Annotated in this window: 12 protein-coding genes; all 12 read left to right on the plus strand. The window is 46.2% G+C overall.

Annotation, left to right across the window (positions count from 1 at the left end):
- Window positions 1-13 precede the first annotated feature (13 nt).
- The 12 genes from rfbF (at window position 14) to DXT74_RS06575 (ending at window position 13,667) form a co-directional block, all read left to right on the plus strand.
- A complete protein-coding gene (gene rfbF, locus DXT74_RS06520; protein ID WP_194427582.1) occupies window positions 14-793 on the plus strand; it encodes a glucose-1-phosphate cytidylyltransferase in 780 nt (259 codons plus the stop codon).
- Window positions 748-1,860 (plus strand): CDP-glucose 4,6-dehydratase, encoded by a 1,113-nt coding sequence (gene rfbG / locus DXT74_RS06525; protein ID WP_231138290.1) that lies wholly within the window; start codon window positions 748-750, stop codon window positions 1,858-1,860. The genes rfbF and rfbG overlap by 46 nt, the downstream gene beginning before the upstream one ends.
- Entirely contained in the window at window positions 1,857-3,212 is a 1,356-nt protein-coding gene (gene rfbH, locus DXT74_RS06530) for a lipopolysaccharide biosynthesis protein RfbH (protein ID WP_194427583.1), read from the plus strand. Before rfbG ends, rfbH begins: the two co-directional genes overlap by 4 nt.
- 23 nt (window positions 3,213-3,235) lie before the next feature.
- Window positions 3,236-4,066 (plus strand): transketolase, encoded by an 831-nt coding sequence (locus DXT74_RS06535; protein ID WP_196783835.1) that lies wholly within the window; start codon window positions 3,236-3,238, stop codon window positions 4,064-4,066.
- Entirely contained in the window at window positions 4,063-4,989 is a 927-nt protein-coding gene (locus DXT74_RS06540) for a transketolase family protein (protein WP_194427585.1), read from the plus strand. The genes DXT74_RS06535 and DXT74_RS06540 overlap by 4 nt, the downstream gene beginning before the upstream one ends.
- Window positions 4,986-6,044: an NAD(P)-dependent oxidoreductase gene (locus DXT74_RS06545; protein WP_196783836.1), complete on the plus strand. Its 1,059-nt coding sequence runs from the start codon at window positions 4,986-4,988 to the stop codon at window positions 6,042-6,044. Before DXT74_RS06540 ends, DXT74_RS06545 begins: the two co-directional genes overlap by 4 nt.
- Before the next feature lie 1,302 nt (window positions 6,045-7,346).
- The gene (locus DXT74_RS06550) at window positions 7,347-8,219 is read left to right on the plus strand and encodes a hypothetical protein (protein WP_194427586.1); all 873 of its coding nucleotides are present in this window, start codon (window positions 7,347-7,349) and stop codon (window positions 8,217-8,219) included.
- Between the two features lie 5 nt (window positions 8,220-8,224).
- Entirely contained in the window at window positions 8,225-9,421 is a 1,197-nt protein-coding gene (locus DXT74_RS06555; protein WP_194427587.1) for a hypothetical protein, read from the plus strand.
- A gap of 13 nt (window positions 9,422-9,434) precedes the next feature.
- Window positions 9,435-10,256 carry a glycosyltransferase family 2 protein gene (locus DXT74_RS06560; RefSeq protein ID WP_194427588.1) on the plus strand — a complete coding sequence of 274 codons (822 nt, stop codon included), beginning with the start codon at window positions 9,435-9,437 and terminating at the stop codon, window positions 10,254-10,256.
- Complete coding sequence (locus DXT74_RS06565) at window positions 10,253-11,167, plus strand: glycosyltransferase family A protein (protein ID WP_194427589.1); 915 nt, start codon at window positions 10,253-10,255, stop codon at window positions 11,165-11,167. The genes DXT74_RS06560 and DXT74_RS06565 overlap by 4 nt, the downstream gene beginning before the upstream one ends.
- A 68-nt stretch (window positions 11,168-11,235) precedes the next feature.
- Complete coding sequence (locus DXT74_RS06570) at window positions 11,236-12,624, plus strand: hypothetical protein (RefSeq protein ID WP_194427590.1); 1,389 nt, start codon at window positions 11,236-11,238, stop codon at window positions 12,622-12,624.
- A gap of 47 nt (window positions 12,625-12,671) precedes the next feature.
- Entirely contained in the window at window positions 12,672-13,667 is a 996-nt protein-coding gene (locus tag DXT74_RS06575) for a GDP-mannose 4,6-dehydratase (RefSeq protein ID WP_196783837.1), read from the plus strand.
- Window positions 13,668-13,681: the final 14 nt, after the last annotated feature.

Genomic DNA, 13,681 nt, shown 5'->3' on the forward strand with positions numbered 1-13,681 from the left:
AGAGAGGGTCGAAATGAAAGCAGTGATTCTTGCAGGGGGACTCGGTACGCGACTGAGTGAAGAGACGTCAGTTCGTCCTAAGCCGATGGTAGAAGTCGGTGGCAAACCGATTCTTTGGCACATCATGAAGATGTACTCCTACTATGGAATTAACGATTTCATTATTTGCTGCGGTTACAAAGGCTATTTCATCAAAGAGTATTTTGCGAACTACTTCTTGCACATGTCAGATGTGACGTTCGATATGCAAGCTAATACCATGCATGTTCATGAAAAGCGTGCCGAACCCTGGAAAGTGACACTGGTTGATACCGGGGATGACTCCATGACGGGTGGTCGCCTTGGCCGGGTGGCTGATTATGTGAAGGACGATGAAGCCTTCTGCTTTACCTACGGTGATGGCGTCAGCGATATTGATATTTCAGCGACCATTGAATTCCATCGCCAGCATGGAAAAGCCGCAACTTTGACGGCTACCTATCCGCCGGGACGCTTTGGTGCACTGGACATTCAAAGCAGTCAAGTCAAGAGCTTCAAGGAAAAGCCGAAGGGTGATGGAGCTATGATTAATGGAGGATTCTTTGTTCTGAGTCCTAAAGTGCTGGAGTATATCAAAGGCGATAGCACAGTCTGGGAACAGGAGCCGTTGATGCAGCTGGCTGAGGATGGCCAGCTGATGGCCTATGAGCACCAGGGTTTCTGGCAGCCTATGGATACGCTGCGGGACAAGCACTTGCTGGAAGAGCTGTGGATGAGTGGCAAGGCTCCCTGGAAAAAATGGGGTTTGAAGTGATACCGCAGCAAACCAGGCCGGAGTTCTGGCGTAACAAACGGGTATTGTTGACGGGGCATACCGGCTTTAAAGGTAGTTGGCTCTCTCTCTGGCTTCAGGCTATGGGAGCCGAACTGCGAGGTGCCGCGCTTCAGCCTCCCACGACACCTGCACTGTTTGATGTAGCCCGAGTGGCTGAGGGCATGGATCATCAGGTTGTAGATATCCGCGACTATGAAAAAATCTGTGCGTTAGTTGCAGACTTTCAGCCCGAAATTCTGATCCATATGGCTGCACAACCTTTGGTTCGTCTGTCGTATCAGCAGCCTGTTGAAACCTATGCCACAAATGTTATGGGCACCGTGCATGTTTTAGAGGCCGCACGTAAGGCTGGCAGTGTTCGGGCAATCGTCAATGTCACCACTGACAAATGCTACGAGAACAAGGAATGGCTCTGGGGCTATCGAGAAGACGAGCCGATGGGCGGTTATGATCCGTATTCGAATAGCAAGGGTTGTGTTGAACTGGTGAGTAGTGCCTATCGAAAGTCCTTTCTCAAGAATGAAGGCATTGCCATGGCGACGGCGCGAGCAGGCAATGTCATTGGTGGTGGCGATTGGGCATTGGATAGGCTGGTGCCGGACATCCTTCGTGCTTTGGAAAAACAGCAACCCGTTCAGATTCGCAATCCACATGCCATTCGTCCTTGGCAGCATGTGCTGGAACCGCTGTCGGGCTACCTCCTGCTGGCAGAGAGGTTGTACGAAAATGGTCAAGCTGATGCGGAGGGCTGGAACTTCGGTCCCTGCGATGAAGATGCACGTCCCGTTCAATGGATAGTCGAGCAACTCTGCGAAACTTGGGGGCGGGGCGCGACATGGTCTTTGCAGGCGGGTGATCATCCGCATGAGGCCAGCTACCTTAAGTTGGATATTTCCAAAGCACGGCAACGCCTGAGTTGGTCGCCACGATGGTCGTTGCAAACGGCGCTTTCCCGCATTACTGACTGGCATCAGGCCTGGTTGTCCGGCGCAGATATGCGCGCTTGTTGCCTTGATCAAATCACACAATATCAGAGTAAAAAATGAGTACAGCATCTACCGTTAATTTTCAGCCGCAACTCGATAAACTCCGCTCGCAAATTAGCGAACTAGTGCAGCAATACGCTGAAATCGCCCATGCGCCCAAACCCTTTGTAGCCGGCCAAAGTGCAGTTCCGGTTTCGGGCAAGGTCATCGGTGCAAAAGAACTGCAGTTGATGGTGGATGCCTCACTCGATGGCTGGCTGACGACCGGTCGTTTCAATGCCATGTTTGAAGAGCGGCTGGCCAAGTTTCTGGGAGTGAAGTATCTGATTACAGTGAACTCCGGCTCCTCTGCCAACTTGGTGGCATTCTCGACACTGACTAGCTCCAAGCTGGGCGATCGTGCCATCAAACAGGGGGACGAAGTCATCGGCGTGGCAGCTGGTTTCCCAACAACGGTCAACCCTATCCTCCAGTTTGGTGCCGTCCCGGTGTTTGTTGATGTGGATCTTGCCACGCACAACATTGACGCCAGCAAGATTGAAGCAGCCATCACCCCCAAGACCAAAGCCATCATGCTGGCCCATAGCTTGGGCAATCCCTTCAATCTGGAAGTAGTGACGGCTCTGTGCAAGAAATACAATCTCTGGCTGGTGGAGGATTGCTGTGATGCCTTGGGAGCAACCTACAATGGCCAACTGGTCGGCACTTTTGGCGATATCGCCACGTTGAGTTTCTACCCCGCACACCACATTACGATGGGTGAGGGCGGTGCAGTATTCACCAATAACCCCGATCTCAAGCTGATTGCAGAGTCCTTCCGCGACTGGGGCCGTGACTGCTACTGCGCACCTGGCAAAGACAATACCTGCGACAAACGATTCTGCTGGACGAAAAAAGAGTTGGGTGGTGATCTGCCCGACGGCTATGACCACAAGTACACCTATAGTCATCTGGGGTACAACTTAAAAATCTCCGACATGCAGGCTGCTTGTGCTCTAGCGCAGATGGACCGTGTCGAAGAATTTATCGCCAAGCGCCGGGCTAACTTCGCGTACCTGAAAAATCGTCTGGCTAGCGTCGAGCAGTTCCTGCACTTGCCGGAAGCGACTCCGAATAGTGAACCGTCTTGGTTTGGTTTTCCGTTGATTGTTAAGGATAGTGCAGGTGTAAAGCGAGCTGATTTGATCAACTTCCTGGAGGAGAACAAGATTGGTACACGACTTCTTTTCGCCGGCAACCTGACGAAACAGCCCTATATGTCCGGCCGTAACTTCCGGGTCAGTGGTGATTTGACTAATACCGATGTTGTGATGAATCAGACTTTCTGGTTAGGGACCTTCCCCGCGCTGGGCCAAGAACAGCTGGATTACATTGTGGAAAAACTAGAAGAGTTTTTCGGAGTGAACTTCTGATGACCTCCTTAGGGGCTTCCCACGTGGAAACAGACGCCAATCAGCGGTTCGCGCCGGCGCGTATGCGCCGCACTGTGCTCGAGATGGCTTTTGCTGGTTCGACGGTGCATATCGCTTGTGCGTTCTCGATTATCGAGCTGCTGACGGTCCTGTACCGCAATTATCTGCGTTACCCCGGAAACGATCCATGCGCCGAGGGGCGCGATTACTTGATTCTCAGTAAGGGGCATGGTGTGATGGCGCAGTACGCGTGCATGCATGAATTGGGGTGGCTTGATGGTTCGCATGTCCAAGGCTACTTCAAGGATGGCAGCGAGTTGAAAGGTTTGTCGGACTCCCGTGTGCCAGGCCTAGAGGTGACTTCTGGATCGCTGGGACATGGCTTCTCCGTCGGTGTCGGCATCGCTATGGGATTGCAGCGTAAGGGGTCGGATCAGAAGGTCTACGCAATTGTTGGCGATGGTGAGCTTAATGAAGGTCCGATCTGGGAGGGGGCGTTAGTCGCGTCCCATCACAGAATGGATAACCTGATGCTGATCATCGACAAAAATGGTTTTCAAGCGATGGGTACTACCGACGATGTGTTGGCGTTAGGTGATTTGTCGGCGAAGTTTGAGAGCTTTGGATTCGAAACGTTGGAAGTGGATGGTCACGATGAGGTTGCCGTGGATGCGGCGATTTGCAAATTGTGGGCCATTGGAGCAGGCAAGCCTAAGGCATTGATCGCACGTACAGTCAAGGGTAAGGGGGTTCCCTTTATGGAGTCCGATAACCGTTGGCACTATACACGCTTGAACCCGCAGACCTTCGCCGAAGCACTTGACGCGCTCGGCCTTGCTGGAGTACCGAAGTGAGAGAAGCCTTTTCTAATGCGCTGGTAAGCTTGGCACTGGAAGACCCGAACGTGCTACTGCTGACAGGCGACCACGGCTACGCGCTATTCGATGAATTCCGCAAGCGTTGCCCGAACCAGTACATCAATAGCGGCATCGCTGAGCAAAATATGGTGGGTATGGCAGCAGGGCTTGCACGTGTAGGGTTTCGGCCATTTGTCTACGGATTAGCTGCGTTCGTACCGATCCGCACTATGGAGCAGATTAAACTCGATATCGCCCATGACAATCTACCTGTAGTACTGCTCGGCGATGGTGCTGGCTTCGTTTATAGCCACCTTGGCACAAGCCATCAGTCTACAGAGGACATCGCCTGCACGCGAGCAATTCCGGGCCTGGGGGTGTTATCGCCAGCCGATCGCTTCGAAATGACGGCCAGCATGAATTATGCCTATGAGGCTGGTGGGCCTATTTACATGCGCATGGGCAAGTCGGATCGTGGTGATGTGCATACGAGACCGGTCGATGTTTTGAAGCCAGGATGTTTAGTGCAAGTCCGTGGTGGTCGCGCCAGTCTGCCTGGGTTGATTGCCACCGGGTCTATGCTTCGCACTGCCGTGGATATCGCGCAAGAATATGACCTTGCTGTCTGGAGTGCGCCTTTGCTCAAGCCGCTATCTACCGAAGATGTCTGTGCCGCGGCACGTTCTTGTAACGGACTAGTCACCTTGGAGGAGCATTCAGTGTTGGGGGGGTTGGGTGCTGCAGTTGCTGAAATTGTCAGTGAGTACCAACCTACGCGTGTACTGCGTCTAGGAGTGCCAGACCGCTTCTCGGAATATTGTGGCTCTCATGATTATCTATTGCACGAGCATGGTCTCGATATCAATAGTGTCCGGGCCCGCATCTTGGCTTTCCACTCTCAATTGAGTTTGGCGACGTGAGTGTGCCCAAATTACTTCGGGCAGTGCACGAGGATGACCTTCTGCATGTTTTTCGACTGTTGCCTGAAGATGTCTGGCACGGCTTGGCTGGCCGGCGGATCTTCCTGACAGGTGGCACTGGTTTCGTCGGAAAATGGTTGCTGGCGACGCTGGACTACGTTAATCGCCATCTAGGTTTAGGGGTGCACACGACTATTTTAAGCCGTAATCCTAGCACGTTCAGTGCTGAGGCGCCGACCCTTGCCCAGGCTGACGGCATCAAATGGTTGCAAGGCGATGTACGGAATTTCGTTTTCCCCGAGGGGGAATACGATACCATCATTCATGCGGCTACCGATGTTGTTGCCAGAACGACGCCGGAAGACATTTTTGATACTTGCACCGAAGGCACGCGGCATGTGTTGGCGTTTGCCGAAAGGGCGAATGTACAGGATTTCTTGTTGGTGAGCTCGGGGGCAGTTTACGGTCGGCAACCTGTTGATTTGCTCTGCGTGCCTGAAAGCTATTTTGGTGCCCCCGATCCGTTGCTGCCAAGCTCTGCTTATGGAGAGGGAAAGCGGGTATCGGAATGGCTGACCGTTGCTGCCGGTGCCCGTACCGGGTTGCGGGTTCGCGTTGCTCGATGCTTTACATTTGTGGGTCCCTATCTACCTCTGGACAAGCACTTTGCCATTGGCAACTTCATAGGGGCAGCACTTGATGGCCGCGAGATCGTCATTCATGGTGATGGCACTCCGTTGCGCAGTTACCTGTATGCGGCAGATATGGCTGCTTGGTTGTGGGCTGTATTGCTTAAAGGTCGGCCTGGGGCGGCGTACAATGTCGGGTCGGATATGGCCATCTCAATTAGTGAACTCGCTTACCGTGTTTGCCGGGTTTTGGAGGTGTCGGCTCAAGTGCGTGTCATGAACACGCCGAAATCGTCCCAGCTAGTCGAGCGCTATGTGCCGGACCACAGTTTGGTGCGTAGAGAACTGGGCCTAGCTATGCCGATCATGCTAGATGAAGCTATTACCCGTACCGTGAGTTGGCATCGTTCTGACCATAGGCCATGAGAAATATTGGGAGTCAATTGTGGACGAGCCCACTGAAGCACAGGATGTCGCTTCCTCTTTAAATAAGGGATCGGTATACGATTGTGTTTATGACTCACACTAAAATCCTCCCTCGGGGATTCTATGGCGCCACGGCATCCAGCCGAATCAGCGTTCCATTGACGCAAGCTTCACCAGGAGGCAGCCTGTCATGCAACGAGTGCCGGCCAGGCAGTGGTTCGCGCTTCGGAGTTGGCTGAAGTGATGAAGAAAATCCGCGAGCTGCAGCGCCTGTTGAGCAAAAAGATCGTGGAAGCAGGAATTTCAAGGTAGCCGAGGAGGTTGCCTGCCCGCGAAAATGGATTGTGCGGTAGCTTTTGTTTTCGAGGTGACCAGTGAGTTGGTTAGCGACTGCCCAGGCGTAGTGCGCTCCCTCCGGCTACTCGAACAAATGCTCGAGAGACTGGCACGACGGGTGCCTGCACTACGGCTGAGGATGTGGACTTGGTTGCAGACCTGGACGCAGATTGACGATTTACCCTGCGATGGTTACCGGCGGGTCAGAGGATTGTTGAGGCTCCTGCAAACAACCCTATATATGAAGGTCAACGCCAATCGGGTCTACCGAGTCCTGCCGCAGAATGACTTCCTGTTGAGTCGAGGGATGAAGCAATTCATGGTGTCGCGTCGGTATAAGGGGCTTGTTTCTGTGGCGACCAGGAGTATTTGCAAGTGCTCAGATGATTTCGATGTGAACTATGACTATGGCGATAAGCTATGGCCCATGTTTTTCTTGGGTTCTGTGGTCGAGAAGCCATGAGTAGGGTGGTCTGCTCCTGGCCACCGGAGTGATGACATGCGGAACGTGATGAGCGTGATTGGGTGGCACACATGTCGAAGCCGGACGCTACAACCATCATGCGGAACCTTGGTATTTCCTTCTAACATTACAACGAGCATTACCATTCAGTGTACGGAAATACGATTCCTCACGGGAGCTCAGCCGACTGGCGGCAGCATCAGCCTAAGGGAGGTTTGATGTCTTGAGATACATGGGAAAATCCACGGGGGGCTATTTATATTGTCATTATTCCTTGATGGAGTCTTTGTGGTTCTCAATAGAATTGAGAGTTTGCGAGGCTAATGTTATTAGAGTGGCTGCATAAATCATAAATGTAGTAATTCACGACTGTTCGTGGTGGGTTATTTCTGCTCAAGTTTTAAACCTATCTGAGAATACCAATTGTTATAGCACGGGCTTTTGTTTTATGATTTTGTTATAGGGTAGACGGCATGATATTTACATTATCGTCATGTGAAGGTATGGGTGATAAACAGGCTGGTTTTAATTTTTCGATGATACTTCCAATCTATAATGAGCAGGAGAGAATAGGGCGTGTACTTGATTATTACGGGCAGTTTGGTTCAGTTTTGGTTGTCGATAACTGTAGTAATGATGAGAGTGTGACAATAGCAAAAAATCGGGGCTGTACAGTTGTTGAAGTAGCCAATAAAGGGTCTCTTCAAACACCAGAATGGTTTCGAACTGTTTTACCTATGGTAAATAACGATTATATTCTACTCCTGTCTTGTAGTGAATTTATTTCTTTTCAGGTGCTTAAAGAGTTTGATCGTGTGGCTAGAGAGGGAGCTATAAACATGGTCACTACTCCGATAGTTTCATATACGTGTGGGGAAGATATTCAGATTTGGGGTGGTAGGTTTAGGAATTTTGAAAGAAGAACTGAAAGATTTTTTAATAGAAAAAATCTTAATTATGAAGCTATTTTCATGCATGCTCCATTTGAAACTGTGAACGGCGGTGATGTTCTTCATTTAGAGTCAAGTGAGGGCTTCAGCATAGTTCATTTGCGAGACTCAGATATTGAGTCTTTGACAAGAAAACATTTAAATTATGCCTTGGTTGAAGCTGAACAGATGGTGGCGTCTGGTAAAAAAATAAGCCTATTAAAATTGTTTAACTATGTTGTTAGTGACTGCATTCGTTTTGTTAGACTACCTTGGGGAAAGCATGGTTTTATCTCGGCAAGAGAGCTTTGGGCGAGGATTATGCTTCATGTGACAATATATTTTTGTGTAAAAGAAATTTATGAAGAAAAAGGCATTCGTTATTCACGCGAGCGGTCATCGGCGTTATGGCAGAAGTTGACAAAAACTCAATGTTCAGACAACTAGCTTGTATGAATGATTTCTTTGTGGTTGGGGTGGGGCGGTTTGCTGTAATCGGCTTGCAACTTGCCTATGTGAAAGTTTATACAAATATTTTAAACTCAGCCCAGCTGGGATATTATGCTTTTTGGTTTACTGTGGCCTATCTTTTTTCGGCGATAGTCTTTGTGCCAGTGGATTATTACTTGCAGTCTAAACTCTATGAGTGGCGACGTGAAGGAATATCGGTTACTGGCGCATTGTTGTTAAACGTGGCTCTGGTAAAGTGGTCTTTGCTTGTTACCTTATTAATTGGATGTATTGTAGGGATCGTTTCATCTCCTATTATGGCCCTCGGCACTGTTGTAAGCCTTGTGTATGGGGTTGTTAATCAGTTCTGTGTATCTTTGAGAAATTTAACTAATAATCTAGAGCATAAAAAAACTGCTACCTCTTTCTTGGTGATTGATGGGGTGCTTAAGCTTACGATTTTGTTTGTTGCAAAACAATATTTTAATGTAGATAGTGTATTACTAATAACCTTTGCGTTATTTAGTGGGGTCATCTCTTTAGTGACATATCTGCTGGTAATGAAAAGGCTGGGTATTTTTTTTGGAGGGAAAGTTGTTGAAATCAAGTTAAGTGAAATCTCTAAATTTTGTATGCCAATCTCTTTGTCTTCTTGTGCTAATTGGATGCAGCTACAAGGATATAGGCTGGTATTAATCCCTCTTGGTTTTTCAGAGGTAGTGGGGGTCTATTCGGCCGTGGCAGGTGTAGGCGCTGCCGCTATGAATGCAGCAGGTTCCATTTATTCTCAATTATTTACACCGTCTCTCTATAAATATGGTGGAAAGACACTTAATAAATATATAGGAGGTGCAATTCTCCTGTCTGTTTTCTCTTGCCTGATTACATTGCTTTTTGGTAAGCAAGTTGTCAATTTTCTTACCAATGAGACGTTGGCTCAGCATTATAACTTGATGCTGTTCGGCATATTGATAGAAAGTGGAAATTTGATAATTGGTGCAATGGTTGTTTTCAGTACAATTATTTCCAGCAACCAAAAAGTGCTTATTGCCTCAATCTTAGGTGTTTTGGCATGTTTCGCTATGTTGGCTGTTGCGTATTTGCATTTAACAATTTGGACCGTAGGCATGCCCATGGTGATCTCTCAGTTTCTAGTGGGTGTTTATCTTTATATTAAGTCTTGTCGTAGACATCACTAGAGGATAAAGAATTATGAATGAGCCAATGCCAGAAAATAGCAGCCCAAAAATTTCAATTATTACGATTGTTAGAAATGATAAGAAAGGTATTGAAAGAACACTTGCAAGTGTTGAACGAGAGAAAAATTATTTAGTTGAATATATCATTATTGATGGTGCATCAACTGATGGAACTGTAGAGACGATAGAAAGCCATCTTGATATTGTTGACAATTTTATTAGTGAGCAAGATAACGGGATTTATGATGCCATGAACAAAGGTGTTCGTTTGGCATCTGGCGATGTTATTTGTATGATTAATGCTGGGGACGAGCTTGAGCCTGGCGCTATTAATTTAGTGTTAAATAGCCTAGAGATTCATGGGAGTCATTCTATTTATTTTGGTGATGCCTATTACTCTTATGAAGATACTGGTTCGAAGCGGATGGTGTCGGCACAGGCAGAAAATATTATATGGAAAATGAGCATTTGTCATCAGGCAGTTTTTATTCCCAAATCGGTCTACTATAAGTATGGGTTGTATAGCCTAAAGTATCGTTACGCCGCAGATTTTGATTTCATTCTACGTGTATATATGGCAGGGGAACGGTTTTTTTATGTAAATGGAGTGCTTGCTGTTTTTTATACGGGAGGGGCAAGTGATAAAAAAATACATCGTTCACGGATTGAAAGTATACGCATTCTCCACTCTCAGAATAGTCCTGTGAAATGGAGGGCAAGTGTGCGTTATATCTTTGAGGTATTGCAGTATTATGTTTATGATGCTATCAGTCAAATTTTTGGTGTACAGTTTGCTATTCGCATGCGAAAGTTATTGGCTAGGGGGGGGGTATGAAAATTAGATTATCTTTTGTCGTGCCAGTGGTAAACCCTGACAGCTGGCTGGCTGGTATGATTTCCTCCCTTAAAAATTCTATTGGCTATAGAGCTGATGTGGAACTTGTTGTTATTAATCAGAGCGATTCTAGTATAGATGACTTGCTAAAGTGTCTTGACTGCCCTTCCATTGAGGTGAGACCGGGTAAAATAATTCCAGCTGCGGAGGCTAGAAACTTTGGTGCTAGTCACGCGAATGGGGAGATCCTTTTTTTTATGGATGATGATGCTTTATTGTTAGCATGTCCTGCAAAAATTGATGCCTTGCTGCAAGAGTTTGACCAGGGGGTAAATGTTTGTCTATGTCAGCGTGGCGAACTTAGGGATGGATCATTTATAACACATTGGCCAACTTCGCCAAAAGCAATAAATGAGCGAAATTTTCCGATGTATGCTATTGAATGGAACTTGATAATTCGTAAGAGTATTTTTTTGCAACATAAAGGCTTCCCATTAGTTGGTGCAGGTTCTAGGCACGCTGCACTTTCTGGTGAAATTTTTATTTTAATGGCTTGCCTTCTCCAGAAAGAGAAAATAAAACTGTTTTCTGATGTTTCTGTTGCTCATCCATCTCTTATAAAGAAGAGCAATGCTGCGTTAAACTTATTGGGTTATTTTTATGGGGCAGGCTATGCAGTTGGTAGCGGCATGCAATATTTCAGCAAATTAGGGAGGCTGTACTGGTTTGCAAGAGTAGTTCTTGCTGGGTGTTTTGATTTGGTAGTTCGTTCAAAGCGTTATAAAAGCACAACAGATTCACATGTAAAGATATTGGGTTTAAAACTGTTGTATGTCCGAATTAGAGGTCTGCATGATGGTTTCTCTAGTGGATCTATAAAAGATCAGATTTGGCTTTCAAAATTAGTATAAATTCCTACTGTTCAATCTGATGTTATGTCTCAGTCTTGAAAAGGCGTATTTTTAGATAATACTGCATTATGACGATCAATCAAGAGATCTTGGCTACTATAACTTTAGGCTCATGTTCCTTTGTTGGAGTTTTGATCCTTTTCTTCTATTGTAGAGATAAATGGCGGAATCCATTTTTTTTATATGTTACAGGCTCGCTCATGGTTTTTCTTTCATATGAATGGGGTGGCGCTGAGTTTGTTAATGGAAGAAGCATGGAAGCTGAAGGGTTTTATCTTTTCTCATTATTGATTTCATGTTTCGGCTATAGGTTGACTTGCTTTCAGCATGCGAGCCTCTCTGTTAGCATAGATCCGATTAAGGCGAGGAAGGAGAGTTGGACTGAAAGTTGGTTAATGGGTCTAATGTTAATCGTACTAGGTATTTTGATCGTGCGCTTGACATCTGGAAATATATTTCGCCTTTTTGATTTGTCTTATGGAAATGAGCTTAAGTGGCTAAGAATTACGGAAAAAGATCTTGTAATTTATGTCTCTGAAGCCACATTTATCGCACTGTTTGGGGTCGTTCTGCCTATTGCAGTTTTAAAACTAGCGAGAACCCCCTCAAGTTGGAGATCACTTACCTTGGTGATACTCCCTTATCTACTTTATTTGATGACGACAGGATCCAGATCTCCAGTTGTGGCGGCCGTGTTGACTGCACTGCCAGCGTTTATAGCACTTCGTGAGTACGGGTATTCAACTCGAAAGATCAAAAAATTATTAATTTTATTGTTTTTGTGCTCTGTTGCATATTTTTCAATTATCTCTATGAGTAGAGATACCATAGATGATAATGGTAATGATGCGTTAAAAGTCATATTTAATGCCAATGAGTTGGGTTATTTGGCGGATGCTGACTTTCTCCCTAGGGTAATTCAATTGCCCTTAAATGTGATATCTATTTATTTCTCTTCTACTTTTAATAACTACGTCATAATTTTTCAAAAATCAGAAGAGCTCGCCAACTCATTTGGATATCGTATTTTTTATAGTGAAGCGAAGTTTTTTTCTACTATTGTTCCGCTAATGGACTTTACGAACAGTGAGCAAGTGCTAAGCGAAAATACGGCACTTTTGCGTCAAGTTTCTCCAACTGGTGACCAGTGGGGAACTAATCTAGGGACTTTAATTTTGGAGTTTGGCCTATATGGGGCTCTTTTCTGCTCATTCATACAAGGGGCAGTTATGGGTAGTCTGATCTCTTTCTCTAGGCGATTAAACAGTACTGGGAAAGTCTTGATGGATTGCTTCTTGGTTCCTATTGCAATTTCTTCGATCATTGTTCATCCATTGTTAAGTCTGAGTGTTCATGTCCAGTTTCTAGTTTTGATCTTGATTTTAAGAAAAGTAAAAAACTTCGTACAGAGAAAGTACCTAAGATGGTATAGTGTTTTTATTTATATGATTCGATGATTTAAGACTGACATGCGTCTATGCTCAATTGAATTGATGGTGGTGCCATGATGAATCAATGCAAGCCTAAGGCTTTAATATGTGGTGTTGGTGGGCAAGATGGGGCCTATCTTGCAAAGTTTTTGTTAGACAAAGGATATAAAGTTTGGGGAACTTCGCGCGATGCTCAGATGTCTGCGTTTTCAAAGCTCCGCGCTCTTGGAGTGTTAGAGCAGGTTGAGCTGCTCTCAATGGCGCCAACAGACTTCAGGAGCGTACTGACTGCAATCAGTCGATCAGATCCGGATGAAATTTACTTTCTTGCTGCTCAAAGCTCTGTTGGCCTGTCGTTTGAGCAACCTGTGGATACAATTGAAAGTATTACTCTTGGCACATTAAACGTATTAGAAGCCATGCGTTTTTTAAAATCCAAGGCAAGATTATACAATGCGAGTTCAAGTGAATGCTTTGGAGATTTAGGGAGAGAGGCGGCAACTGAGAGAACACCCTTTCGTCCTTGCAGTCCATATGCGGTGGCTAAAGCCTCGGCCTATTGGCTTGTTTGTAACTATAGAGAAGCTTATGAGCTTTATGCTTGTAATGGCATTTTATTTAATCATGAGTCTCCTTTGCGACCAGAAAGATTTGTTACGAGAAAAATTATTTCTGCAGCGTGCCGAATTTATCATGGCTCAAGTGAGAAGTTAGTTCTTGGCCGACTTGATATCGAACGAGACTGGGGGTGGGCTCCGGATTATGTGTCTGCGATGTGGCGCATGTTACAGCAAGAAAGTTCTGATGACTTTATTGTGGCAACGGGGAGAAGTTATCGATTAGAACAATTCGTGGAAAAAAGTTTTTCCAAGTTTTTCCTAAACTGGCAGGATCACGTAATCATTGATGAGTCTCTATTCAGGCCTAATGAGTTGGCCTGGAGCCAAGGAGATGCGAGCAAGGCAAAGCGCTTGCTTGGTTGGGAGGCTAAGTATGATATGAATGATGTGGTTGATCTGATGATTGAAGCAGAAATGATTGATATAGAGCAACGTTCGGCTGTTAATTAAATTTAAATAACTAG

This window comes from Chromobacterium sp. Rain0013, from assembly GCF_015291765.1.
In the GTDB taxonomy this organism is placed as follows: Bacteria; Pseudomonadota; Gammaproteobacteria; order Burkholderiales; family Chromobacteriaceae; genus Chromobacterium; species Chromobacterium haemolyticum.

Excerpts from the sequence above, each read along its gene's own strand:
- rfbF (WP_194427582.1), top strand. The coding sequence starts at position 14 with ATGAAAGCAGTGATTCTTGCAGGGGGACTCGGTACGCGACTGAGTGAA.
- rfbH (WP_194427583.1), top strand. The coding sequence starts at position 1,857 with ATGAGTACAGCATCTACCGTTAATTTTCAGCCGCAACTCGATAAACTC.
- DXT74_RS06550 (WP_194427586.1), top strand. The coding sequence starts at position 7,347 with ATGGGTGATAAACAGGCTGGTTTTAATTTTTCGATGATACTTCCAATC.
- DXT74_RS06555 (WP_194427587.1), top strand. The coding sequence starts at position 8,225 with ATGAATGATTTCTTTGTGGTTGGGGTGGGGCGGTTTGCTGTAATCGGC.
- DXT74_RS06560 (WP_194427588.1), top strand. The coding sequence starts at position 9,435 with ATGAATGAGCCAATGCCAGAAAATAGCAGCCCAAAAATTTCAATTATT.
- DXT74_RS06565 (WP_194427589.1), top strand. The coding sequence starts at position 10,253 with ATGAAAATTAGATTATCTTTTGTCGTGCCAGTGGTAAACCCTGACAGC.
- DXT74_RS06570 (WP_194427590.1), top strand. The coding sequence starts at position 11,236 with ATGACGATCAATCAAGAGATCTTGGCTACTATAACTTTAGGCTCATGT.
- DXT74_RS06575 (WP_196783837.1), top strand. The coding sequence starts at position 12,672 with ATGATGAATCAATGCAAGCCTAAGGCTTTAATATGTGGTGTTGGTGGG.